17 protein-coding genes are annotated in these 24,788 nt (G+C 61.9%); 2 read left to right on the top strand and 15 right to left on the bottom strand.

Translation table 11 applies throughout. The features are described from left to right. Positions 1-2 precede the first annotated feature (2 nt). The 12 genes from CO655_RS01135 to CO655_RS01085 form a co-directional block, all read right to left on the bottom strand. The gene (locus CO655_RS01135) at positions 3-8,522 is read right to left on the bottom strand and encodes a glucoamylase family protein (RefSeq protein ID WP_097663521.1); all 8,520 of its coding nucleotides are present in this window, start codon (positions 8,520-8,522) and stop codon (positions 3-5) included. 692 nt (positions 8,523-9,214) lie between these two features. Continuing rightward, complete coding sequence (locus CO655_RS33725; protein ID WP_012485575.1) at positions 9,215-9,379, bottom strand: hypothetical protein; 165 nt, start codon at positions 9,377-9,379, stop codon at positions 9,215-9,217. Between the two features lie 124 nt (positions 9,380-9,503). Continuing rightward, complete coding sequence (locus CO655_RS01130; RefSeq protein ID WP_097663520.1) at positions 9,504-9,689, bottom strand: hypothetical protein; 186 nt, start codon at positions 9,687-9,689, stop codon at positions 9,504-9,506. Between the two features lie 162 nt (positions 9,690-9,851). Beyond that, positions 9,852-10,601 carry an ABC transporter ATP-binding protein gene (locus CO655_RS01125; RefSeq protein ID WP_097605878.1) on the bottom strand — a complete coding sequence of 250 codons (750 nt, stop codon included), beginning with the start codon at positions 10,599-10,601 and terminating at the stop codon, positions 9,852-9,854. After that, positions 10,598-11,431, bottom strand: coding sequence for an ABC transporter ATP-binding protein (locus CO655_RS01120; protein WP_097663519.1), 834 nt, complete (start codon positions 11,429-11,431; stop codon positions 10,598-10,600). Before CO655_RS01120 ends, CO655_RS01125 begins: the two co-directional genes overlap by 4 nt. After that, the gene (locus CO655_RS01115) at positions 11,428-12,363 is read right to left on the bottom strand and encodes an ABC transporter permease (RefSeq protein ID WP_097605880.1); all 936 of its coding nucleotides are present in this window, start codon (positions 12,361-12,363) and stop codon (positions 11,428-11,430) included. The genes CO655_RS01120 and CO655_RS01115 overlap by 4 nt, the downstream gene beginning before the upstream one ends. Then, positions 12,360-13,430: an ABC transporter permease gene (locus CO655_RS01110; protein ID WP_097580525.1), complete on the bottom strand. Its 1,071-nt coding sequence runs from the start codon at positions 13,428-13,430 to the stop codon at positions 12,360-12,362. Before CO655_RS01110 ends, CO655_RS01115 begins: the two co-directional genes overlap by 4 nt. An 18-nt stretch (positions 13,431-13,448) precedes the next feature. Further along, positions 13,449-15,092, bottom strand: a complete 1,644-nt coding sequence (locus CO655_RS01105) for an ABC transporter substrate-binding protein (protein ID WP_097663518.1) — start codon at positions 15,090-15,092, stop codon at positions 13,449-13,451. 100 nt (positions 15,093-15,192) lie between these two features. Then, a complete protein-coding gene (locus tag CO655_RS01100; RefSeq protein ID WP_097605882.1) occupies positions 15,193-16,251 on the bottom strand; it encodes a dipeptidase in 1,059 nt (352 codons plus the stop codon). Between the two features lie 256 nt (positions 16,252-16,507). Continuing rightward, positions 16,508-17,533: an ABC transporter permease gene (locus CO655_RS01095; RefSeq protein ID WP_097580528.1), complete on the bottom strand. Its 1,026-nt coding sequence runs from the start codon at positions 17,531-17,533 to the stop codon at positions 16,508-16,510. A 34-nt stretch (positions 17,534-17,567) separates the two neighbouring features. After that, a complete protein-coding gene (locus CO655_RS01090; RefSeq protein WP_038691901.1) occupies positions 17,568-19,109 on the bottom strand; it encodes a sugar ABC transporter ATP-binding protein in 1,542 nt (513 codons plus the stop codon). 69 nt (positions 19,110-19,178) lie between these two features. Further along, positions 19,179-20,108 carry a sugar ABC transporter substrate-binding protein gene (locus tag CO655_RS01085; protein WP_097605883.1) on the bottom strand — a complete coding sequence of 310 codons (930 nt, stop codon included), beginning with the start codon at positions 20,106-20,108 and terminating at the stop codon, positions 19,179-19,181. Between the two features lie 375 nt (positions 20,109-20,483). Here CO655_RS01085 and CO655_RS01080 point away from each other — a divergent pair, with 375 nt between their 5' ends. Next, positions 20,484-20,981, top strand: a complete 498-nt coding sequence (locus CO655_RS01080; RefSeq protein WP_097605998.1) for a DUF1993 domain-containing protein — start codon at positions 20,484-20,486, stop codon at positions 20,979-20,981. A 6-nt stretch (positions 20,982-20,987) separates the two neighbouring features. On the opposite strand, the gene CO655_RS01075 is transcribed toward CO655_RS01080, so the two are convergent. Together CO655_RS01075 and galE are read right to left on the bottom strand one after the other, a co-directional pair. Continuing rightward, complete coding sequence (locus tag CO655_RS01075; protein WP_097663517.1) at positions 20,988-22,547, bottom strand: alkaline phosphatase family protein; 1,560 nt, start codon at positions 22,545-22,547, stop codon at positions 20,988-20,990. After that, the gene (gene galE, locus CO655_RS01070; RefSeq protein WP_097580532.1) at positions 22,525-23,508 is read right to left on the bottom strand and encodes a UDP-glucose 4-epimerase GalE; all 984 of its coding nucleotides are present in this window, start codon (positions 23,506-23,508) and stop codon (positions 22,525-22,527) included. The genes CO655_RS01075 and galE overlap by 23 nt, the downstream gene beginning before the upstream one ends. A 235-nt stretch (positions 23,509-23,743) precedes the next feature. Here galE and CO655_RS01065 point away from each other — a divergent pair, with 235 nt between their 5' ends. Then, the gene (locus CO655_RS01065; protein ID WP_097663516.1) at positions 23,744-24,388 is read left to right on the top strand and encodes a ThuA domain-containing protein; all 645 of its coding nucleotides are present in this window, start codon (positions 23,744-23,746) and stop codon (positions 24,386-24,388) included. 104 nt (positions 24,389-24,492) lie between these two features. Here CO655_RS01065 and CO655_RS01060 read toward each other — a convergent pair whose 3' ends face one another. Then, positions 24,493-24,744 (bottom strand): DUF2934 domain-containing protein, encoded by a 252-nt coding sequence (locus CO655_RS01060; RefSeq protein ID WP_097663515.1) that lies wholly within the window; start codon positions 24,742-24,744, stop codon positions 24,493-24,495. Between the last annotated feature and the right edge of the window lie 44 nt (positions 24,745-24,788).

Here is a 24,788-nt window from a genome sequence, read left to right as displayed (position 1 = left end):
TTTTATCCGAGCGGATATCCCTCTTCGGGATCGGCGATTTCGCTGCCGTTGATCGACAGAGTGTAGCCGCTGGCATTGGACGCTTTTGAGACCGAAATGCGGTATTTGCCGTCGCCCCGCTCCACCTCTGCCGCAAAACCGTCCCATTCCGACGGGAGCGACGGACGCACATAAAGCCGGCCGTCTTTCAAGCGGATACCGAGAATGCCCTCGACGGCAGCCCGGTAGAGCCAGCCGGCCGAGCCGGTGTACCAGGTCCAGCCGCCGCGTGCCGTATAAGGCTCATGTCCATAGACGTCGGCGGCCACGACATAGGGTTCGACCCGGTATTGCTCGGCCGAAGCCTTGTCGAGCGCATGGGTGATCGGGTTGAGGATCTGGAAGCAGCGCAGTGCATCATCGCCCCGCTTGAGCTCCGCCAGCGCCATCACCACCCAGGTCGCGGCATGGGTATATTGGCCGCCGTTTTCGCGCACGCCCGGCGGATAAGCCTTGATATAACCTGGATCCCTGGCGGAATTGACGAAAGGCGGCGTGAACAGCCGGATGATGCGGGCTTCCTCGTCGACCAGTTGATCGAGCACGGCGTCCATGGCCTTGACGGCGCGGGCCGGGTCGCCCTCGCCGGACAGAACGCTCCAGGACTGCGCGATCGAATCGATCCGGCATTCCGGGCTTTCCTTGGAACCGAGGAGTGCGCCATCGTCGAACGTGCCGCGGCGATAGTAGCCGCCGTCCCATCCGGCGGTTTCGAGCGCCTTCTTCAAGTCCTTGAGATGTGCAGACCAGCGCTTTGCGCGCGCCGTGTCGCCGCGCTCTTCGGCATAGGGAATGAAGGAGCGCAAGGCGCCTGCCAGGAACCAGCCGAGCCAGACGCTGGTGCCGCGGCCGGCGATGCCGACGCGGTTCATGCCGTCGTTCCAGTCGCCGCCGAGGAACAGCGGCAGGCCGTTAGTCCCCTTGCGGGCGATGGCGAGATCGAGTGCCAGCGCCGCATGTTCGTAGACGCTCGCCTTATCCTCGGAAATCTCCGGCTTGTAGAAGGAGTCGTGCTGTCCCTCGAGAAGCGCCGGACCTTCCAGGAAGGCAATTTCCTCGTCGAGCACGCTCTTGTCGCCGGTGACGCTGCAATAGTGGTGGATCGCATAGCTCAGCCAGACGACGTCGTCCGAGATCATCGTGCGGACGCCCGCACCCGTTCCCGGCAGCCACCAATGCTGGACGTCGCCCTCGCGGAATTGGCGCGAGGCGGCGTTCAGGATCTGCCGGCGGGCGATCGAGGGTTCGTGCAGCAGGAAGGCCAGCGTGTCCTGCAGCTGATCGCGGAAGCCAAAGGCGCCGCTTGCCTGGTAGAAGGCGGTGCGGGCCATGATCCGGCAGCCGAGGCTCTGATAGGGCAGCCACGTGTTGACGAGATTGTTCATCCCGCGATCCGGCGTCGAGATCTGCAGCCTGCCGGTGAAATCCCGCCAGAAGCTGCGGTTTGCCTCGACGGCATCGTCGAAGGAAGCCTTGCGGATATCGGCGATGACGGCGCGCGCTTCTTCTTCCGTCGGCGTATCGCCGAGGAAGAAGGTGAAATCGCGCTCTTCGCCGGCGCTAAGCTCGATGTCGATAGCCAGAGCCGCGGCCGGATCGCCGTCGAGTTCGGTCGCACCCGAAAGAGCAGCCGCTGACGCAACGGCCTGCGGCGCCTGGATCGTTCCCGCCTTGCCGATGAACTCGCGCCGGCTTGCGCAGACGCTCGAAGGCGTCTCGCTCGCCGCGAAGAAGGCGGTTCGGTTGGAAAAATCGATGCTGTAGGGATTGGTGGCGAACAGCGCGCCCGTCTCCTCATCGTGGCTCGACAGGATGAAGGGGGCCGTGCGTCCCGGATTGCTGCCGAGGACCCATTCGACGTAACCGTAGAGCCGCAGCCTGCGGCCGGTCGAGCCGGTATTGCGCAGCCGCAGGCGCTGCAGCTTCACCGGCTTGTCGCGGGCGATCGTCTGCGTCAGCTCAAGCGCAATCTCGTGCTGGACGCTCGAGAAGATCGAATAGCCGAGCCCATGGCGGGCTTCGAAACGAATGTCCGGCCGGCGCGACAACGCCGCGAACGGCGTCATGACAGCACCGCTGTCGAGATCGGCGAGATAGAAGGCCTCACCTGAGCGGTTGACCACGGCATCGTTCGACCAGGAGGTCAACTGGTAGTCGCGCGAATTGACGCTCCAGGTGAAGCCTGCGCCTTCGGCCGACACGTGAAAGCCGAACCTGTCATTGGAAATGACGTTGATCCAGGGCTGGGGCGTTGCATGACCGCCGGGCAGGCGAACGACATATTCGCGACCGTCTCGGGCAAAGCCGCCGATGCCGTTCCAGAAGTCGAGATCGCCTTCCTCCTCGATGACGACGGCCGGCACGACAGGCGGCGGCACCGGCGCGATGCGCTTGACCGGAACCTTGTTGCGCTCGGCGCGCTCCATTTCCTGCAGCTCATCCTTCGACGGCGCAAACAGGGCGACGGCGCGGTTGATCTGATCGATCACCTTGCCGTTCTTCGCATGCAGGGTGACGCGGGAAGCCGCGATCACCGCACGATAGGTGCTCTCCTCCATCAGGTCCTTTCGAACCGCGAAGATATGCTGACGCAAGCCGTCGGCCTGGCCCATGCGACGCACGTTCTCGCACATGGCGTCGAGCGCGTGCTGCATGTCCTGTGCGTAGGAAGAGGCACGTTCGTTCATGATGATGAGATCGGCAGTGACGCCGCGCGAGCGCAGATATTCCTGCGCCAGCAGGGCCTCGCGGGCAATATCGAGATCCATGTCGTCGTTGACGCGCAACGTGAAAATCGGAAAATCGCCGGAGATCGCCAGAGGCCACAGCGCCGATTGCGACCGCAGGCCGGCCTCGACGGTCGCTTCATCCTTGCGCAGCTGCATGTCGGGATAGACGAGGTAGCGTCCGAGATGCTGGAAGGCTGCCGCCTGCTGCGAGGTGACGCCGACGTGCCGCATCTGCACCTGGGTGCGCGTCCAGGCCTGGACGAGCTCGTGGTTGAAGGCGTCGGGATGACGGTAGCGATTGACCGCCTTGTCGACCTCGTCGCGGTTTGGAGCGGCGATCGTCCAGAAGAACACGCTGACCTTTTTGCCGGCCGGCACACGCACGGTGCGGCGCAGCGACATGACGGGATCGAGCATGAAGCCGTCGCTGCCGGAAAGTGTGGCGCCCGGATCGAAGGCCGCCGCATCGGCGAGGCTGCGGCCACGGCCGATGAACTTGCGCCGGTCGGTCTCGAATTCGGTGTGACGGGTGTCGCCGGCATTGTCGACGATCAGATGCGCGATGCTGATGTTCGGCTCGTTCGGATCGCGTTTGTTGCGTTCGGCGCGAATGACGTCGCCACGCTTGCCGATCTCGGTCTTGACGAACATGCGGGCGAAGGCCGGATGCGCGTTGTCGGTATCATCCGAGGTGATGACAGGTTCGAGATAGGAGGTGACCTCGATGAAACGGTCTTCCGTGCCCATGTTGAGCAGGGTGACACGGCGGGCCTCGGCATCATGCTCGGTCGCAATGATGCATTCTACCTCGCTCGTCAGATCACCAACCGTCTTGGTGAACTGCGCCTTCTCGTCGGCGAACTCGACCTTGATCTTTTCGCCCTCGACGCCCTTCGGCTCTGCTGTCGCCGACCACCATTCGTTGGTGGCGGTATCACGCAGGAAGATGAAGGTGCCCCAGCGATCTTCGGTCGGATCGGCCTTCCAGCGGGAAACGGAGAGGCCGTTCCAGCGGGAATAACCGGCGCCCGTCGCCGTCAGCATCAGCGAGTAGTGGCCGTTCGACAGGAACACGAGTTCGCGGTCGCGCGACGCCGGATCGCTGATCTTCCTGATCTCCGGCCGCAGCAGATCGTCCTGGATGCTGGCCGGCGTGTCGGATTCATGCTTGCCGCTCATAACAGGAATGTCGCGCGGCGCCTTTTCCTGCAGCAGCAGCTCCGCCGCCTCGATGACCGGGTCGGAATGGAAGAGCTCGCGCAGATGGCCGTTGAAGGCGACGTTGGCGACGGCGGCGATCGACATGCCGTGATGGTGGGCATAATAATTGTAGACCACAGCGCATTTCTTGCCTTCCGGCACGCGCGTCGGCGTGAAGTCGACCGCGTCGTGGAAGCCGAACTTGCCGAGCGCGCCGACCTTGCGCAGCCGCTGCAGGTTTTCGAGCGCGCCCGGCGGGTCGTACTGGCTGGCGAGCAGCGAAGCATAGGGCGCGATGACGGCATTGTGGCCGAGGCCACGCTTGAGACCGAGCGTCGGCACGCCGAAATTCGTGTACTGATAGTTGAGGTTATGGTCGCGGGCGTTGAAGGCCGCTTCCGAAATGCCCCACGGAATACCGAGCTTGCGGGCGTAGTTCATCTGCTCGACCACAACAAGATTGTTGGTCTGGTTGAGAATGCCGCCGCCGCGCTCCTGCATGACGAGCGGTGGCATCAGATATTCGAACATCGAACCGGACCAGGAGACCAGCGCGCCGCGCGATCCCACCGGCACGACCTGGCGGCCGAGGCGATACCAGTGCTCCGTCGGCAGGTCGCCCTTGGCGATGCCGAACAGGCTGGTCAGGCGGCATTCCGACGCGAGAAGATCGTAGCAGGCCTGGTCGAGTTCACCGCTTTCGACACGGTAGCCGATCGACAGCAGGCGCCGCTCCGGCCGGAACAGGAAGCCGAAATCCATCGAGAAGGCAAGATCGCGAGCCTTGTCGCGCAGCGCCACCAGCCGCGGCCGGAGCGCATCGACCTTGGAAAGATCGAAGGTGCTGTCGGAGATATGCGCCTCGCAGACCTTGACGAGGGATGCCGCCCATTGGGTGACCTCTTCGCTCTGCTTCGACTTGACCTCGTGGTCGAGATTGGCGGCGAGCTTTTCGATGTCGCGGGCGAGAACGGCGAGGTTGATGATGCGGATCGAGGCGAATTCGTGCTCGCGCTTGACGGCGGCAAGCGCGTTCTGGAAGCCGACAATGCGCTCTTCCAGGCGCCGGCGCAGCGGACGCACGGTCTTGCGGTCATCCGGCAGATCCGCCAGCACTTCGCCCAAAATGCCTGCCGTATCGCCGACACCGTCGAGATTGCCCTGCATATGGGCCGACGGCGCCTCGGCCCAGTTGCGGCAGGCCGAAGAAACGGCGATCAGGTGGCCGGCGAGATTGCCGCTGTCGACCGCCGAGACGTAACGCGGCCCGAGCGTCTGCAGCGTATCGCTGTGATACCAGTTGTACAGGTGGCCGCGGAATTTCTCCATTTTGTCGATCGTGGCAATCGTCTGCTCCAACCGCTCGAGCGTCTCCTCGAAGGAGAACCAGCCGAAATGCCGGCCGGACACGACGGAAAGCAGATAGACGCCGATATTGGTCGGCGAGGTGCGGGCCGCGACGATGACATGCGGCGTTTCCTGGATATTGTCCGGCGGCAGGTAATTCTGCTCGGCCGTGGTGAAGGTTTCGAAATAGCGCCAGGTGCGCCGAGCGATCTTGCGCAGCTCGCTCGACACGGAGTCGGCGACTTCGAGCCGGTCCTCGGTTTCGGCCGACTGGCTGACATACCAGGCGACGACAGGCGAGAGGATCCACAGCAGCGCGAAGGGGATGCCGACCAGGAAGGCGTTGTCGCCGGGAAGGGCTGCGAAACCAAGCGCCAGCAGCGCCAGCACAGGCGCATGCCACATCTGCCTGTAATAAGAGGTGAGGGTGCCTTGCCCGCCGGCCTGAACGCTGGCGGCGGTCCGCCACTGCAGCATCAGCTTACGGCTGACGAACAGGCGGTAGAGCGAACGGCCGATCGCATCCGCCATCATGGCGGCCGAATCGGCAATGAAGACGATCCGCAATGCGACCTGCGCATTGGCGGCCGTGATATCCGACCAGACCGTATAGAGATGGGCGCGGGCGACGATATCGCTGGTGCGCGGGATGATGCCGTTGATGAGCGACAGGGTCGGCGCCACGAAGAGGCAGAAGATCAGCAGAATCTGCCAGACCAGCGCGCCGAGCGGACCCATGAAATACCAGCCGAGCACCGAGGCGAAGAACCAGGCGATCGGCGTCAGCGAACGGCGCAGATTGTCGAACATCTTCCAGCGGCCGAGGGCCGTGACGCCGTATTTCGGATTGAACATGTAAGGCAGGAGCTGCCAGTCGCCGCGCGCCCAGCGATGCTGGCGCGAGGTCTCCACCTCGTAGCGGATCGGGAAATCCTCGACCAGCTCGAGATCGGTGACGAGGGCGCAGCGCGCCATCGAACCTTCGAGAAGATCGTGGCTGAGTACGGAATTCTCGTCGATCCGGCCCTTCAGCGAGGCTTCGAAGGCATCGACATGGTAGAGGCCCTTGCCGGTGAAGGTGCCCTCGCCGGCGAGATCCTGATAGACGTCGGACACGGTGAAGACATAAGGATCGAGGCCGCGGTTGATCGAAAAGACGCGCTGGAAGACCGAGGCGTCCTTGCCCGTCGTCAACGACGGCGTGACACGCGGCTGCAGCACGCCGTAGCCGCTTTCGACACGGCCGGTTTTCGGATTGATGACCGGGCGGTTGATCGGATGATAGAGCTTGCCGACGAGCTTGGTGACGGCGTCACGCATCAGGCGCGTGTCGGCGTCGAGCGTCATGACATATTGCACATTGGCCGGCACGGCATTGGCGCCCGGCAGATAGGTCGTGTCGCGGTCGCCGCGCAGCAGCATGTTGAGCTCGTGCAGCTTGCCGCGTTTGCGCTCCCAGCCCATCCAGACGCCTTCCGAGGCGTTGTAGAGACGGCGGCGATGCAACAGGTAGAAACGCGTCTTGCCGTCATAGGCATAGCGGGCGGAAAGATTGGCGATCTCGCGCCTTGCATAGTCGAGAACCTCGAGATCGGCGGGCGTCTCCTCGACATCGCTGTCCGGCCAGTCGCTGAGCAGCGCGAAATAGATCTCGCCACGCGGATTGGCGAGATAGTGGACCTCGAGATTGCGCACGTGATCGTCGACGCTGTCGCGGTTCGAGATCAGGCAGGGCACGACGAGCAGCGTGCGTGCATCCTCCGGAATGCCCTCCTTGAACTCGTAGCCGACGAGACGCGCCGGCGTCACGAAGAAGGAAAGAAGCGTGTTGAAGAGACCTGTCGCTCCTTCCGATGCCGGCAGCGAGAACATGATCAGCAGCACGGCGATTTCGATCGGACCCATGCCGGCATTCGCCATGAAGTTGCCGACAACAGCCATGGCGATGACAGTCAGCAGCATGACGGGAACAGCAATTGCCAGCCAGTTGAACCGGCGCACGGCGCGCACGAAATGCTGGGTGACCGTCGGGCGGTAATTCGCCCGCGCCTCGAGCTTCGGCCGCTGCGCGCCGGACAGGAAGCCGCCGACATTCGGTTCGTGCGGCTGCGGCTCGCCGGAGGCCTTGGCGGCATCCGTCATATCGAGCGCCAGCTGGGCGATTTCCATCTCGGTCAGCGGCGAACGCTTGGCGAGCTTCTCGATCTGCTTGCGGTATTTGTTGCGCGAGCCGGAATCGAGGATGCCGTAATCCGAATGTTCCCAGAGCAGCTTGTCGACATGGCTGACCTGCTCGACCCAGACCGACCATTCGGTGTCGTCGATCTCGCGCAGGCTGCGGATGATGTTGCCCATCGTCACGTTGCCGGAGGAGAGACGGCTGTGTTCGGCCGTCGTCGCCTCTTCGGTGTTGCGGCCAAGCTCTTCCAGCCGCTCGTCGAGCCAGGTGATCGCCAGGCTCGAGGTCTGCGAGCCGTCACGCAGGCGATAGAGGAACTGCGTCGAGAAGGTATTGTCCTCGGCCAGCGGTTCCAGCGTCTTCAGATAGGCGGCCGCCCTGGCCGGATCGGTCAGGCGCACCAGCTCGTCGGCGGCCTCGTTGGCGCGGCGGCGCAGCCGGCGGCTGGCTTCGACACGGCTCGAAATACGGCGAAGGTTTTCGACGAGCACGTAGCGCACCAGCGAGGGCAGCGCCCAGAGTTCACCGATCCTCAGCGTCTCGTTGGCCTGGAAGCCGTCGACCAGCGCCGTCAGGCTTTCCTGCGAGATCGTGCTGTGGGTATGGGCGACGTAGAGCCAGGCAAGCACCAGAGTGCGCGGAATCTCGACTCCGCCGACAGACATGGTCGGCAATTCGCGGTAGAAGCGGCGGGGGAAGTCACGCCGCACCTCCTGAATTGCCTCTTCGACGATATAATGGTTGTCCAGCAGCCATTCCGCCGCCGGCGTGATCGTCTCGCCGGCCTCGACATCCGTCGCCGTCGTGCGGTAGACGCGCAGGATTTCCTTCTGATTTTCCTTGTGGCGTGCGAAGAAATCGAAAGGGGCGAAAGCCGGCAGCTTGTCGACGCCGTTACGGGCGACTGCATCGCCCATCGCCTTGATGTCCTCGATGGAAAGATAGGTCGAGCGGATCGAATCATTGTGATCGATCTGCTTCATCTCGGGTTCGCGGGGAAGGCTCGGAGAAAGAATGGCAATAGACATGGGTTCGGTTCTGGATCCAAACAAAGTTATGGCTGGTTTTGCTCAGCCTTTTGCACTGCATATCATGACTGCTACATGAACGGGCCCCGATTCGTCGAAGATCGATGAAGCCGGGGTGAATGACGTCTGGCAAGCGATGCAATCGGGCGCAGCCCTGGTCCAGGACGACCCGAGGGCGATCAATACACTCTCCGCAAAACCATGTCGAAAAGTTGGACACCATCGGAATAATTCAAGTCAAGAGGCATGCGCCGCCTGACCGATGCGCTTGCGCGGCGGGGATGGCGAGCATGCCGGCGCCTGGTTGCGGCGAGGCAGGCGCAGAGGGAGGATTTTCCGGATCTTCGGCTGTCCTTTGAGCGGCTTGTTCGCCTGCTCACGGTCCGACCGGGGCGTGCGTCGACTTGAACTCGGCCAGACCTAAAGCGCGTCGCATCAAATTTGATTCACGCAACGCGCTTTAGCTCTTTGTTTTTATGCATGTCGTTGTCCCGGAACCGCGGCACACTTCCGGGCGACACGCATTAACGGGAGCAAAAATGCGCCGCGAGTGCTTGAGGCGGCGCCCTTTTCGAGCGCGTGATAAGGAGAAGGATGATCAAGGGGCTTGAAACGCCGAGACGGTGTCCGGCATTCAACAAGGGCGGCACTCGCCGCAGCCTCGGCGCCTGCCGAGGCTTGTTATCTGCCGACTATCCGACCAGGCCGAAGACCATGGCCACCACAAACAGGAATGCCGCGGTGAAGATTGTCCCATGGAGCACCGCCTGAAGCCTGTGACGCGTGGCGTGCGGCTTCTTGGTCGGTACGGAACCATAGTGGTTCACGTGAGTATGCGAAATACCCAGTTCTGCCATATGTCGCCTCCGTTGTTCTCGTGCGGCCGGTTGTGCGGCTCGCTGTTATATTTCTTATTCTCTATCAGGTAGGTAGAGATAAATTTCCGTCCAGAGGGAGCGGAAGAGAAAATTCAACCGGCTGTTAGAAGAGCGTGCGCCATGCCCAGATCAACGAGCGCTCGACGGCGTTCTCGTTCTGCGGCGGGTTGGAGGTCTCGATCAGGCGCCGGTCCTTTTCCGCAGGCATGGCGACCGTCATCTGTTCCTTGCGTTCGGTTCTGACGGGAGGATCGAGGTAGCCCATGGTCATCCCACCGAGAAAGAACATGCCTCAACCTCCATCGATCACGAAAGCTAACAATCGTTAACAGGATCATGACAGAAGCGGGGCAGCTGTCAATAGTCTAGCTGAATGGTCGTCTTTTAGCGAAATATTATCCTTAACGCCGGCGCCGCTCGTTTCTTTTCAATAGTTTGAAATGATTGGCTTTCAGGCTTTGACGAACCCTTTGCTCGCGATCATCAAATTTTTCGTGTAGTCCTCCCGGACCGCGCCCTCCGCCAGCGCTTGCGAGCTCAATCGTTCGACAACGGCGCCATTGCGCATCACGGCGAGCCTGTCGCACATATGGGTGATCACGCCGAGATCGTGGCTCACCATAATGAAGGTGAGTTTGCGGTCGCGGCGGATCTGTTCGAGCAGGTTCAACACCTCGGCCTGCACCGAGGCATCGAGCGCCGATGTCGGCTCGTCGAGCAGCAGGATAGACGGTTCGACGATCAGCGCCCTGGCGATTGCCACACGCTGCCGCTGGCCGCCGGAGAGCTGATGCGGGTAGCGGAAACGGAAGCCATTGCCGAGGCCGACCTCGTCGAGCGCCCGCGCGATGCGCCTGTCGTTGTCCCCGATGCCGTGGATCGCAAGCGGTTCGAGCAGCAGCCGGTCGATCGTCTGGCGCGGATGCAGCGAGCCATAAGGATCCTGAAAGACCATCTGCACACGCCGATAGAAGGCCTTGCTGCGCTTTGCGCCTTTCAATGCTTCGCCGTCGACGTGGATCGCGCCGCCGCTGATCGGTGCAAGTCCGGCCACGGCGCGCAGCAAGGTGGATTTGCCCGAGCCGGACTCGCCGACGAGACCGAAGGATTCACCGCGTTCGACATCGATGCTGACATCCTTCAGGGCGTGAAATTCATCGTAGACGACGCTGAGATTGTCGACGTGGAGTGCTGCGCTCATGCCGCCCACTCCGGCCTGCGGTCGAGCACGGGCAGTGGATGGCGGTTCGCGCCGATCTCGGGCATGCAGTTCAGCAGTCCTTGGGTATAGGGATGCTGCGCGTGTTTGAGATCGACGGCCGCAAGCTCCTCGACGATCTTTCCGGCATACATGACGATGACGCGATCGCAGAAAGAGGAGACCAGTCTCAAATCATGGGAGATGAAGATCAATCCCATGCCGCGCTCCGACACCAGCCTGTCCATGATTCTGAGCACATCGAGCTGCACCGTCACGTCGAGCGCCGAGGTCGGCTCGTCGGCAATCAGCAGCTCCGGCCCGGCGATCAGCATCATGGCGATCATCGCACGCTGCCCCATGCCGCCCGAAACTTCGTGCGGATGCAGATCGAAGACGCGTTTCGGATCGCGGATCTGCACGGCCTCCAGCATGGCGAGCGCCCGCTCGCGCGCCTCCGCCTTGCCGACCTTTTCATGGGTGCGCAGCGTTTCGCAGATCTGCCGGCCGATCGTCATAACAGGATCGAGCGAATATTTCGGATCCTGCAGGATCATGGCGATGCGCTTGCCGCGCAGCCTGCGCCGTTGCCCGGCCGAGGCCTTGAGGAGGTCGATACCGCTGAAATCCAGCCTGTCGGCCGTGACGATGCCGTGTTTCGGCGTCAGGCCCATGATGGCCCGACCGGTTTGCGACTTGCCGGAACCGGATTCGCCGACGATGCCGAGCCTTTCCTTGCCGAGCGTGAAGGAGACGCCGCGCACGGCTTCGATCATGCCGGTGCGCGTGGGGTAGCTGACCTTGAGCTTGTCGACCGTCAGAAGCGTCGTCACTGGCCGCTCTCCTTCGGATCGAGCGCGTCGCGCAGGCCGTCGCCGAGCAGATTGAAGCCGAGGCTGACGATGAGGATGGCGATGCCGGGCATCGCCGCCACCCACCATTGATCGAGGATGAAGCGCCGGCCCGAAGCGATCATCGCGCCCCATTCCGGCAGCGGCGGCTGCGCGCCCAAGCCGAGGAAGCCGAGGCCGGCTGCCGTCAGGATGATGCCGGCCATATCGAGCGTCACGCGCACGATCAGCGAGGAAATGCAGAGCGGCATGACATGGCGCACGATGATGCGCAACGGCGAGGCGCCCATCAGCCTCACCGCCGAGATATAGTCGGACCGCCGGACCGTCAGCGTTTCGGCGCGCGCGATGCGGGCATAGGGCGGCCAGGAGGTGATGGCGATGGCGATGATCGCATTCTGGATGCCCGGGCCGAGCGCGGCGACGAAAGCGAGCGCCAGCACCAGCTTCGGAAAGGCGAGGAAAATATCGGTGATGCGCATCAGCGTCGCATCCACCCACCCGCCGGCATAACCGGAGACGGTGCCGACGATCAGGCCGATCGGCGCCGAGATGACGGCGACGAGCACGACGACCAGCAGCGTCAAACGCGATCCGTAGATCAGCCGCGAAAAGATATCACGGCCCTGGTCGTCGGTGCCGAGCAGGAATTCACCCGTTCCCGGCGGCAGCAGCCGGGCATTGCGCAGATCGCCGACGACGGGATTGTGCGTGGCGATGATATCGGCGAAGGCGGCGATGAAAAGCAGCGCCACGATAATCAGCAGGCCGACGACGGCAAGCCGGTTTGCGGTGAACTGCCGCCAGGTGACATAGGCGCGGCCGAGGCGCGCCTGCATGCGCGATTGCGGCCGGTCGGACAGCAGCCAGTCGCGGCGGCTCATCGTCGGCGATGGGCTGGCGGGAGCCGTCATCGGTTTCGCGTCCTCGGGTCGAGCGTCCGGTAGAGAAGATCGGACAGAAGATTGATGCCGATGAAAACCGTGCCGATGACGATCGTGCCGCCGAGCACGGCGTTCATATCGGCATTCTGCAGCGAGTTGGTGATGTAGAGCCCGATGCCCGGCCAGGAAAAGACGGTTTCGGTCAGCACCGATCCTTCGAGCAGGCCGGCATAGGAAAGCGCGATGACGGTGACGAGCGGCACGGCGGCGTTGCGCAGCGCATGGCCCCAGATCACCCGCGTTTCCGAAAGCCCCTTGGCGCGCGCGGCGACGATATATTCCTGCGACAGCTCGTTCAGCATGAAGCTGCGGGTCATGCGGCTGATATAGGCGAGCGAGAAATAACCGAGCAGCGAGGCAGGCAGGATGATGTGGCGGAACACATCATAGAAGACATCCCACTGCCCCTGCCAGGCGCTGTCCAGCAGATAGAAGCCGGTGATCGGCGTGAACGTATATTCGAAGACGATATCGATGCGGCCGGGAAAGGCCACCCAGCGCAGCTGCGCGTAGAAGATGACGAGCGAGATCAGCGCCAGCCAGAAGATCGGCACGGAATAACCGATCAGGCCGATGACGCGCACCACCTGGTCGGCGATGCTGCCGCGGCGCACGGCGGCGAGAACGCCGAGCGGCACGCCGACGCAGGCGCCGATCAGCGTTCCGAGTGTGGCAAGTTCGATCGTCGCCGGCATGACGCGGCGGATGTCGACCATCACAGGGTTGGTCGTCAGCACCGAATTGCCGAAATCGCCGGACAGCACACCTTTGACATAGATGTAGAACTGCTCATAGAGCGGCAGATTGAAGCCCATTTCCCGGCGCACACGCTCGACGACATGGGTGGGCGCGCGGTCGCCGAGGATGGCGAGCACGGGATCGATCGGCACGACGCGGCCGATGAAGAAGGTGACGGCCAGAAGGCCGAGATAGGTGGTGACGGCGGCGAACAGGAACCGCCCGACCGCCTTGGCGAGGGTGCTGGCACCGCCCTTTCGGGGCCGTGCCGCCACCTGTGTTGTTTCAATGGTGCTCAAGCGACCAATCCTGCCGGATCATTCCTTGGCGATCGGACCGACGAAATTGGTATCGAAGCTCGGACCCAGCTTGAAGTCCTTCAAATTCTTGCGATAGCCGGCTACTTCGGTCTGCTGGAAGATGATGACGAAGGGGCTGTTGGCGAGGAACTTCTTCTGGATATCCTCGTACATGGCGGCCCGCTTCTCACCGTCGCGCTCAAGCAGCGCGGCCTTGGCTTGCTTGTCGAGTTCCGGCGCCTCCCAGGTGTTGCGCCAGGCGAGCGTTTTCACCGTGCCGGCATCGGAATTGTCGGGATTGCTGGTGAAGGTGTCGGCATTCGAGTTCGGGTCGAAATAGTCCGAACCCCACTGGCCAATATAGATATCGTGGGTGCGGGCGCGATATTTGGTCAGCGTCTGCTTGCCGTCGCCGGGGATGATCTCCAGCTTCACGCCGGCCTGCGCCAGCGACTGCTGCATCGATTCGGCAATCCCGGTTACCGGCTGGGTGTTGCGCACGTCCATCGTCACCGAGAAACCGTCGGGCACGCCGGCCTTGGCCAGCAGTTCCTTGGCCTTGGCGACATCGAGCTTGTAGGGGTTTTCATCAAGCGCGCCGAGTTGGCCCTCCGGCAGGAAGGTCTGGTGGATCTCGCCGATCCCCTTGATCAGGGTCGCGCCGATCGCATCGTAGTCGACCAGATATTTGAAGGCTTCCTGGACTTCCGGCTTCTTCAGGTTCTCATTCTTGTTGTTCAGGCTGACGTAGTAGATCGTGCCCTTCGGCGCGTTTGTCGTCGCCAGATCGGCGTTCTTGGAAACGGCGTCGATGTCGCCGGGCTCGAGATTGCGGGCGATGTCGATATCGCCGGCTTCGAGCGCCAGCCGCTGGGCCGAGCTTTCCTTCATGAAGCGGTAGATGACGCGATTGAGCTTCGACTTATCGCCATAATAATTGTCGTTGCGCTCCAGCACGACGACTTCGTTGGCCCGCCATTCGCGCAGCTTGAAGGCGCCGGAGCCGGCATAACCGGTCTTCAGCCACTCATTGCCGAAATCATTGTCGTATTTGTGCTCGGCATCCGGCGTTACCGCCTTCACATGCTCGAGCACGAGTTTTTTATCGACCACGGAGGCGACCGTCGCCGTCAGGCAGTTGAGCACGAAGCTCGGCGCATAGGCTTTGTCGACCGTGAAGACGAAGGTATTGGCATCGGCCGCCTTGGCCTTTTCGGTGACATTGTCGCCGGTCAGGCCGAACTGGGTAAGGATAAAGGCCGGGCTCTTGTCGAGCTTGACGGCTCGCTCGAACGACCATGCAACGTCTTCGGCAGTAACAGGATTCCCGGATGCGAATTTGAGGCCTGGTTTCAGCTTGAACGTATAGGTGAGGCCGTCATCCGAAACGCTCCAGCTCTCGGCAAGATCGCCCTTCACCTTGGATGTGTCGGCGAGATCGAGACGGACAAGCAGGCTGTAACTGTTGCTGGTGATTTCGGCGGTCGAAAGCTCGAAAGCCTCGCCGGGATCCATGGTGATGATGTCGTCGAACGCAAAACCCTCGACAAGCGTGTCTTTGGGCGTTTCGGCAAAGGCGGAAGGTGCCGTCATCATCAGCAGCGAAAGAGCGGCTCCGGCGGAAAGCAGGCGGTAATTGCGGCTGAGCTTGGTGATCATCATGGTCTGTTCCCCTGTTCTTGATTGATTACGAAGCGTTTTGTCGGTCGTACCTCATTAAAACTATTGTCCGTTCTCAGCGCGTCCAGAGGCGGGCGGCGCTTTAGGCGTCGTCCTCCCGCCAGGCTTGTGCGAGAATGCGAAGCCAATTTTCACGGGCAAGTTTCGTGAGATCCGCCTCACCATAACCAGCCTCCCTGAGAGCGGCAATCAGCTTCTGATTGCCGGCCGCATCGCCGATTTCCTCAGGGATCGTGGCGCCGTCGAAGTCCGATCCGAGCGCCACGCAATCGATGCCGATGCGGTTCACGAGATGGTCGATGTGACGGATCATGTCGGCAATCGGCGTATCGCTGTCCGAGCGGCCGTCGGCGCGCAGCATCGCAGTGGCATAATTGATGCCGACGAGACCGCGGCTTTCGCGGATCGCATCGAGCTGCCTGTCCGTCAGGTTGCGCGCGACCGGCGTCAGCGCATGGGCATTGGAGTGGCTGGCGACCAGCGGCTGGTCGGTCGTCTTCGCCACGTCCCAGAAGCCCTTCTCGGTGATATGGGCAAGGTCGATCAGGATGCCGAGGCGATTGCATTCCCGTACCAGCGCAAAACCGGCATCGGTGAGACCCGGCCCGGTGTCCGGCGACATCGGGAAGGCGAAGGGCACACCATGGCCGAAGACGTTGTGCCGGCTCCAGACCGGCCCGAGCGAGCGCAGGCCGGCCGCATAGAATACCTCGAGCGCCGACAGATCGGCGCCGATCGCCTCGCAGCCTTCCATATGCATGACGGCGGCGAAAACCTCCTCCGCCATGGCGCCACGGATGTCCTTGACCGTGCGGCAGAGACGCCAGGCGCCGGCCTGGTCGAGCCGCAGCGCGATCGCCGCCATTTCAGTGGCGATCGCAAGGGACGGAAGCGGATCAAGCGGGGCGGCCATCGGCGTGACATAACGGCCGTCGGCATCCGGATCGGCGAAGACGAGATCGCCCGAGGGAATGTAGATGGCGCAGAGACCACCGGACAGACCGCCCGCTTTCGCCCGGCGCGCATCGATATGGCCGACCGTCGTGCCGTCCGAAAATTCCGCGATAGGGTCGCTGCCGTCTTTTGAATGTGTCCAGAGTCGAAGGAGAACGTCGTTGTGACCGTCAAATACGAATTGCATCTGTCTTCCTGCGCTGCCCTACTGCCTAATTCCTTAAATCGGAATCGATTTAAGGATAAAATTATGCAGCATTCAAAGTGCTACAGCGTCCTTTGCGCGTCTTTCCAGACGCGCGGCGCTGTAGCGGGCGAATGAAGTGGCCAGAATAGAAAAGCTGACGGAATTCGCCATCTCTTTTTTTGAAAATCGGCCATCGGCGCGAAAACGCAAACGGGGGCCGAAGCCCCCGCAAAATTACGAATGATGCCGGCAGAGATCAGTGCTTGCGGCGCTTCTTCTGTCTGTAGACGTCGATCACAACAGCCGCGACGATGATGAAGCCTTTGACGATCTCCTGATAATAGGCGTCGATCCTCAGGAAGGTGAAGCCCGATGTCATCACGCCGAGGATAATGGTGCCGATGACGGTGCCGGTGATGCGGCCGACGCCGCCGGTCAGCGAGGTGCCGCCGATGACGGTCGCGGCAATCGCATCGAGCTCATATCCGACGCCCATGCTGGCCTGCGCGGTTTCCGCGCGTGCCGCCGTGACGATGCCGGCAAGACCGGCGAGCAATCCGGCGATCACATAGACCTTGACGAGATGCGCCTCGATGTTGATGCCGGAGACGCGCGCCGCCTGCGGGTTCGCGCCTATCGCATAGGTGAACTTGCCGTAGCGTGTGTAGCGTAGCGCAATATGGAAGATCAGCGCGACGACCAGGAAGACGACGACCGGCCAGGCCTTGGTGCCGATGAAGTGAAACTGCTCGGTGATGCCGGAAACCGGCTGTCCCTTGGTGTACCACTTCGCCACGCCGCGGGCCGACACGAACATGCCGAGCGTTGCGATGAAGGGCGGGATTTTCGTGTAGGCGATGAGTGCGCCATTCGCCAGACCCGCAGCCGCTCCGATCAGCAGGCCGACCATGATCGGCACGACAGCCGGCAGGTCGGTCAGCGAGGGGAAGACTGCCCGTCCCCAGGTGGAGGACTGGGCGAAGCTTGTCGCGATCATCGCCGTCATGCCGACGACCGAGCCGGATGAAAGATCGATGCCGCCTGTGATGATGACCTGCGTGACGCCGACGGCGATGATGCCGATGACGGAGACCTGCAGGATCATGATCGTCAGACGCTGCGAATTCATCAGGAAGCTTTGGCCGATGAACATCCAGCCGAGCGCTTCATAGATGAGTGCGATGCCGACGAGCACGAGGAAAATGCTGAGCTCGGTCGGTAAGCGCCGCCGCCGTTGCCGGGTTGCGAGCGGAGCCGCGCCCTCTGCTGCCTTGGTACTCATGTCAAACCTCCCTTGGGCGATTGCAGACGGCGCATCACTGCGCAGCCAGCTCCATCACCTTGATCTGCGTTGCTTCATCGCGATTGAGGAAACCGGTCACGCGTCCCTCGTGCATGACCATGATGCGGTCGCTCATGCCGAGAACCTCGGGCATCTCGGATGAGATCATGATGACTGCCACGCCGTTTCGCGCCATTTCGGTGACCAGCCGGTGAATCTCCGCCTTGGCGCCGACATCGATGCCGCGTGTCGGCTCGTCGAGGATCAGGATTCGCGGATTGGTGAGCAGCCAGCGGCCGATCAGCACCTTCTGCTGATTGCCGCCCGAAAGATTTTCCACCCGCTCGTAGAGATTGGGCGTCTTCACCCGCAGTTTCTTTGCCATGTCTTCGCAGGTCGCCTCGATCGCGCCCTGCTGCACGAAGCCGCCCTTGACGTATCTGTCCTGCAGAACGGCGATCTGCATGTTCTCGAGAATATCGAGGATCAGCAGACAGCCGGTATCCTTGCGGTCCTCGGTCAGGAACGCCATCTGGTTGCGGATGGCCTCGGTCGGTGACGAAATCGTCACCGGCTTGCCGTAGAGCTCGATGGAGCCGGAGCTTGCCGGCGTCACGCCGAAGAGCGTTTCGGCGACATTCGACCGTCCGGAGCCGACAAGGCCGGCCACTCCGAGGATCTCGCCTGCCCTTACCTCGAAGGAGACATCCTTGAAGACGCCCTTGAGGCAAAGATCCTTGACGGAGAGCATGACCTCGCCGATCGGCACCTCTTCCTTGGGGAACATCTGGGTGATCTCGCGCCCGACCATCATGCGGATGATGTCGTCGCGGGTGACCTCGGTCGATGCATGCGTGCCGATATAGCGACCGTCGCGGAATACCGAAAACTCGTCGGCGATCTCGAAAAGCTCGTTCATCTTGTGGGTGATATAGACGATGCCGATTCCCTGCGCCCTGAGGTCGCGGATAATGCGGAAAAGATGCTCGACCTCCCGCTCCGTCAGCGCCGAAGTCGGCTCGTCCATGATCAGCACGTCGGAATTATAGGAAACCGCCTTGGCGATCTCGACCATCTGGCGGTTGGCGACCGAGAGGTAACGGACCTCGATATCGGGATCGATATCGATATTGAGCCGGGCAAACAGCTCCTCGGTCATGCGATGCATCACGCCATGATCGACGAAGCCGAAGCGGTTCTTCGGTTCGCGGCGGATCCAGATATTTTCCGCGACCGTCATGAACGGCATCAGGTTCAGTTCCTGATGGATCATGGCAATGCCATTCTCCAGCGCGTCGAGCGGAGATTTCAGCTGGATTTCGATGCCTTTCAGGCGGATATCGCCTTTATCGGGCGTGTAGATGCCGGCCAGGATCTTCATCAATGTCGATTTGCCGGCGCCGTTTTCGCCCATCAACGCGTGCACGGAGGCGCGCTTCAGCCGGAACTGTACGTCGTCGAGTGCGACGACACCGGGAAATTCCTTGCGAACGCCTTCGGCGCTCAACAGATATTCCGCATTCGGAACTGCGCCGCTTGCGCGCACGGCGGCCATGGTTGTCGGGCTGACGGCCATATCATCTCCTCCGGATACGGGCAGGCGAAAAGGATGCGGGCTTTGCCCGCATCCCGTTAGGCGTTCGCCTCAGTTCTTGGTGACGAAGTCCTTGACGTTTTCAGGGGTGACGAGCTGGAAGGGAATATAGACCTTCTTCTCGACCTTTTCGCCCTTGGCGATCTTCAGCGCAGTATCGAGCGAGCCCTTGCCCTGGCCGGCGGCATCCTGGAACACGGTAACGTCGAGGTCGCCCGCCTGCATGGCGGCAAGCGCGTCCTGCGTGGCGTCGACGCCGCCGATGACGACCTTGCTCATATCCTTGCCGGCTGCCTTCAGCGCCTGGATAGCGCCAATTGCCATTTCGTCGTTGTTGGAGATGACAGCGTCGAACTCGATGCCGCTGGAGAGCCAGTTGGTCATCAGGTCGGCGCCCTGGGTGCGATCCCAGTTGGCCGTCTGCTCTTCGACGATCTCGATGCCTTTGCACTCATCGGTCTTGATGACGTCATGGATATCCTGGGTGCGCATGCGCGCGGCCTGGTTGGAAAGCTCACCCATGATAACGACGGCTTTGCCCTTGCCACCGAGAATGCGGCAGATTTCCTTGGTTTCCAGCGTGCCGGATTCCTGTTCGTTGGAGGCCACGAAAGCCTGCTTCTCAGGAAGCGTGTCGACGTTGACCGGCTGACGGTTGACGTAAACCAGCGGAATGCCGGCATCGGCCGCAAGCTTCGACATCGCCGTCGTCGCGTCGGTGTCAACAGGGTTGACGATGATTGCATCGACCTTGGAGGCGATGAAATTCTGGATCTGGCTCTGCTGCTTGGAAACGTCGTTTTGCGCGTCTTCGACCTGCAGGGTGACGCCGCTCAGCGTCTTGGCGTAATCGGTCATGCCGTTGCGCAGAACGGTCAGAAAGTTGTCGTCGAACTTCGCCATCGAGACGCCGACGGTTTCCGCGTGAGCGGCCGCCGACATGACGAGCGCCATCGCAGTGCCCAGGATAAACTTTTTCATTTTACTTCCTCCACAAACGGTGCCCGGCTGCACCCTCCTCACGCCGGAGCTCCAGGCATTTTGCCCTGGAGCCGCTATTCGCTCGCGCCGCCTCTCCCGCGGCGTTCCGCAAAACGGAACAAACAAACCGTAAAATTTGTTCTTCGGAATATTCATTCCATTTTCTGGGAACGGCGTCAAGCCTCTTTAGCGGCGACGAGATATGGACCGGGCGCGCAATGCCACAGGCCTTATGCCCCGGCACCTGCATTCGCTGCATTGCGGAAGACGAAGGGAGCCTCCATCTATGACGGGGTCGAAGACAGGTGGACCGCCGCAGGCGCCTTCGATCTCTCGCTGCGGCCTGACTATTTGAAGATTTTGGAGACAGGACAGATGTCCATTTCGATCTATCGCCTCACTGTTCCGATGTTTCAGCGGGGCCTCGCCAGCCTGAAAACCTATCTCGACAAGGCCGAAGCCTTTGCGAGGGAAAAGAATGTCGATCCCGCCATATTGGTCGCTGCGCGCCTTGCGCCGGACATGCTGCCGCTTTCCGGCCAGTATCAGCGCGCCAGCGACAGCGCCAAATTCACTCTCGCTCGGCTGACGGGCACCGACGCCCCGAAGTTCGAGGATAATGAAAAGACGTTCGACGAGTTGCGCGAGCGCCTGGCAAAGACCGAAGCCTATCTCGCCACATTTTCGGCGCAAGCGCTGGAAGGCGTGGAAGGCCGCCAGATCACCCTGCCGGGCAGCAGCGGCATCGTGCTTCCGGGTGACGAATATGTCACCACCTTCGCGCTGCCGAACTTCTATTTCCACGTCGCGACCGCCCACGCCATCCTGCGCAATCAGGGTGCGCCGATCGGCAAGCGTGATTATCTCGGGTAAAAGAGATCAGGGCCGGCGCGTCACCGGCCCATTTTCCGTCAACTCGGTATAGGCAAGCGTCTGATCCAGATGCAGCGCCCTCAGCGACAGCAGCTTTTCGGCATATTCGAGCCGGGTGGCCGCATAGGCCGGATCAGCCGCGACATTGTCGAGCTCCATCGGATCGTTGCGAAGATTGAAGAGCAGCGGCGGCAGTGCGGTAAAATGCACATATTTGAACCGCGCATCGCGGATCACCGCGAGATTGCATTGGTTGGACCTCAGTCCGAAATGCCGTTCCGCCTCGCCGGCGGCGATATCACGGAAATCGAATTCCCAGAATGCCGCATCCCGCCATCCCGGCTCGCTCCGGCCGTTGACGAACGGCATGAGCGACCGGCCGTCGAGCCCGTTTTTCGCCTCGATGCCGAGCTTTTCGCACAATGTCGGAAAAATGTCCGCGGCGCTGGTGAAATCGTCGACGGTCCCGCCTGCGGCACTGCTTGCGGGATCACGAATGACAAGCGGAACATGATAGCTGCCGTCGAAGAAACCGCCCTTGCCGAGCGTCCAGTGATCGCCCGCCATCTCGGCGTGATCGGACGTGAAGACGATAAGCGTATTCTCCCAGGCACCCGCATCCTTCAGCGCCTGCCAGATGCGGCCGAGTTGCGCGTCGACCTCGGCTATCATGCCGTAATAGATTGCCCGGATCGCAGCGAAATCCCCGCCATTCCAGCCGCTGAGCGGCCCGGTGGCGCCGTGAATGAAATTGCCCCTGCCGGTGCGCGGCATGGCATAGGCGAGATAGGGATGGCTGGCCTCTTCCGCTTGGGCATTTGTCGCGCGCGCAAAAGCCGGTCCGTCACCCGGCCCGAACATCCGGTTGAACGGCTCCGGCACGGAAAACGGCGGATGCGGACGCAAAAAAGAGACATGCGCAAACCACGGCCCGTCCTGCTCGCCCATCCAGCGGATGAATTCGCCGGCCAGGAAAGCGGTCTGGGTCTCGTCGCGGGAATAGGCCGGCGCCGCATCGGAAATTTCGCCGGCTTGCGCACCGACGGGAATATGGATGTCGCGGCTGACGGCATGTGTGTGGCCACGCGACCTCAGCCAGGAGAGCCATTGTCTTTCATGCTCGGGCAGAAGCTGGCGGACCGTAAAACCGGGCAACACGCCTTCATAGGTCGTCAAATGCGGGTCGGCCGCATCCATGCCGCGCGGATCGGGCGCCGTGTCGGTATAGCCGAACAGCGTCGGATCATATCCCGCCCGCCGGGCGGCCAACGCCAGATTGTCGAAGCGGGCATCGAGCGGCGAACCGTTGCGGCAGACGCGATGGTTCATCTGGTAAAGGCCGGTATAGAGCGTGGCCCGCGCCGGCGAGCAGGGTGCCGCCCCGGCATAGTGCCGCCGGAAAAGCGTGCCCTCTCGAGCCAAGGCGTCGACATTGGGCGTTTTCACACAAGCATGACCGGCAGAAGACAGGCAGTCGCCGCGCCACTGGTCCGCCGTGATCAGCAGAATGTTCGGCCGGCGGTCGCTCTCAATTCCGGCTGGCTCAATGCTGGTTGGATCTTGCATGCCAGTTCCAGGCGGAGCGGATGATCTCGGAGAGATCATATTGCGGCACCCAGCCGAGCACGTCGCGCGCCTTGTCGTTATTGGCGACCAGCGTATGCGAATCGCCCTCGCGACGGCCGATATATTCGACCGGGAACGGCCGGTTCGACACGTCCTCGATCGCGCCGAGCAATTCCTTGACGGTCGTGCCGGTGCCGGTGCCGAGGTTGAGCGCGACGGACTCTCCGCCCTTCAAGAGATATTCGACGGCGCGCACATGCGCATCGGCAAGATCCAGCACGTGGATATAATCGCGCACGCAGGTGCCGTCGCGCGTCTCGTAATCGCTGCCGAACACCTTGAAGCCCTGGCGGCGGCCGAGCGCGGCATCGATCGCCAGCGGGATTGCATGCGTCTCCGGCTGGTGCCATTCGCCGATCCGGCCTTCGAAATCGGCGCCGGCGGCGTTGAAATAACGCAGCACCACCGAGCGCAGGCTCTTATACTGGTCGTAATCGGCAAGCGCCTGTTCGACGATATATTTCGTCCGCCCATAGGGGTTGATCGGCACCTGCCGATGCGTCTCGTCGAGCGGCACGCTCTGCGGCAGGCCGTAGGTGGCGCAGGTGGAGGAGAAGACGAAGGCGTTGATGCCGGCGGCCTGCGCCGCCGAAAGCAGCGTCAAAGTGCCGATCACGTTGTTCTCATAGAAGGAAACCGGATCCTTGACCGATTCGCCGACCTCGATCAGCGCCGCGAAATGCAGGATCGCCGCCGGCTTGTGCTTGGCCAGCACCTCGTCCAGCCGGGCGCGATCGCGAATATCGCCTTCTTCGGCCGGCCCCCATTTGACGAACTCGCGATGGCCGTTGGAAAAATTATCGAAGACGACAGGCTTGTAGCCCTTGTTCGCCAGGTCGAGGCACGTATGCGAGCCGATATAACCGGCGCCGCCGACCACAAGAACCGTTTCACCTGCCATGCACCACCCTTGTTGTTCTTAAAAGACGGGAGAAACCTAGACGAGATACACGGCAATAAAAAGAAGGAACTGCGACAGGCGTGAATGGCAATCGGTCAAATGCCGAACCGCCCGGCGCGCCCCGTACGATTTGTGCCGGATCGGCGATCCGTGAATTATTCGCGTGATTTGCATAACCGCCCGTTTTAAGGGCTCATGTGCAACGGTCCGCAGCAATCAGCCAGGGAGCGCGTGAATGAGGAAGGCATTGGTCGTCTGGGGCGGCTGGCAGGGGCATGAGCCGGAGCAATGCGCCCATATCGTCGCCGCTCTCTTGCGCGAGGACGGCTTTGCGGTCGAGGTGACCGGCGATCTCGGCATATTCGGATCTCCGACGCTGGCGAAAGCCGATCTGCTGGTGCCGATCATCACCGGCGAAACGCTGGAAAAGCCGCATGCCGCGGCCCTGGTCGAAGCGGTGCGCGGCGGGCTGGGGCTTGCCGGCCATCACGGCGCGCTTGCCACCTCCTTCAAGGAAAGCGCGCCTTTCCGCTATGTCTCCGGCGTCACCTGGGTCGCCCATCCCGGCAACATCATCGACTTCCGGGTCGCGGTCACCCGCCAGGACGATCCTGTTATGGAGGGCATTCCCGACTTCGACTACCGTTCGGAGCAATATTATCTGCATTACGATCCCACGGTCGAAATCCTGGCGACCACCACCTTCACCGGCGTATATGATCCGGCGGCGCGCAATGTCGTGATGCCGGTCGTCTTCAAGCGCCATTTCGGCGCCGGCCGCATCTTCTATTCCGCTCTCGGTCATGTCGCGGCCGAATTCGACCATCCCTACATGCCGCTCATCCTGCGGCGCGGCCTCAGCTGGGCGGCCCGCCGGTAGATTTGGCAAGGGTTTCGTCGAAGTCGCAAGACGACTGCCGGCAAGGCCGATCATGCGCCGGGATTGCCGCTGACTATTTTGGCACACGGGGAATTGGCAATCGCCTAACGCGCGGCTTTCAGCTGCAGGTCGTCCTTGGCAGCGGGCGCCTCATCATAGACCCGCATCAGCCGCCCGGCTGCCTTCAGCTTTTCGATGAGATCGTTTCCGTCGGGCGAAGCCTTCGTCAGCTCCAGCTGCTCGAATTCCTTGAGCGCCTGCGCCCAGTGGCTTTCCCCGCGCCCATCCGGCCGGCCTTCCGATTCCCACAGCGAATAAGCGCGCTGGCTGACCCAGGCGTCCTTAGTGTGACTCATAACCAACCCCAGCCGAAAAATTTGGAAGCAAATATCGATAGGCA

Source organism: Rhizobium sp. M1, assembly GCF_002531805.1.
Classification (GTDB): Bacteria; Pseudomonadota; Alphaproteobacteria; order Rhizobiales; family Rhizobiaceae; genus Rhizobium; species Rhizobium etli_C.
This window is presented reverse-complemented; position numbering and strand designations above follow the sequence as displayed.

Coding starts and splice junctions, on each gene's coding strand:
- CO655_RS01135 (WP_097663521.1), bottom strand. CDS start 8,522: ATGTCTATTGCCATTCTTTCTCCGAGCCTTCCCCGCGAACCCGAGATG.
- CO655_RS33725 (WP_012485575.1), bottom strand. CDS start 9,379: ATGGCAGAACTGGGTATTTCGCATACTCACGTGAACCACTATGGTTCC.
- CO655_RS01130 (WP_097663520.1), bottom strand. CDS start 9,689: ATGTTCTTTCTCGGTGGGATGACCATGGGCTACCTCGATCCTCCCGTC.
- CO655_RS01125 (WP_097605878.1), bottom strand. CDS start 10,601: ATGAGCGCAGCACTCCACGTCGACAATCTCAGCGTCGTCTACGATGAA.
- CO655_RS01115 (WP_097605880.1), bottom strand. CDS start 12,363: ATGACGGCTCCCGCCAGCCCATCGCCGACGATGAGCCGCCGCGACTGG.
- CO655_RS01105 (WP_097663518.1), bottom strand. CDS start 15,092: ATGATGATCACCAAGCTCAGCCGCAATTACCGCCTGCTTTCCGCCGGA.
- CO655_RS01100 (WP_097605882.1), bottom strand. CDS start 16,251: ATGCAATTCGTATTTGACGGTCACAACGACGTTCTCCTTCGACTCTGG.
- CO655_RS01095 (WP_097580528.1), bottom strand. CDS start 17,533: ATGAGTACCAAGGCAGCAGAGGGCGCGGCTCCGCTCGCAACCCGGCAA.
- CO655_RS01090 (WP_038691901.1), bottom strand. CDS start 19,109: ATGGCCGTCAGCCCGACAACCATGGCCGCCGTGCGCGCAAGCGGCGCA.
- CO655_RS01085 (WP_097605883.1), bottom strand. CDS start 20,108: ATGAAAAAGTTTATCCTGGGCACTGCGATGGCGCTCGTCATGTCGGCG.
- CO655_RS01080 (WP_097605998.1), top strand. CDS start 20,484: ATGTCCATTTCGATCTATCGCCTCACTGTTCCGATGTTTCAGCGGGGC.
- CO655_RS01075 (WP_097663517.1), bottom strand. CDS start 22,547: ATGCAAGATCCAACCAGCATTGAGCCAGCCGGAATTGAGAGCGACCGC.
- galE (WP_097580532.1), bottom strand. CDS start 23,508: ATGGCAGGTGAAACGGTTCTTGTGGTCGGCGGCGCCGGTTATATCGGC.
- CO655_RS01065 (WP_097663516.1), top strand. CDS start 23,744: ATGAGGAAGGCATTGGTCGTCTGGGGCGGCTGGCAGGGGCATGAGCCG.
- CO655_RS01060 (WP_097663515.1), bottom strand. CDS start 24,744: ATGAGTCACACTAAGGACGCCTGGGTCAGCCAGCGCGCTTATTCGCTG.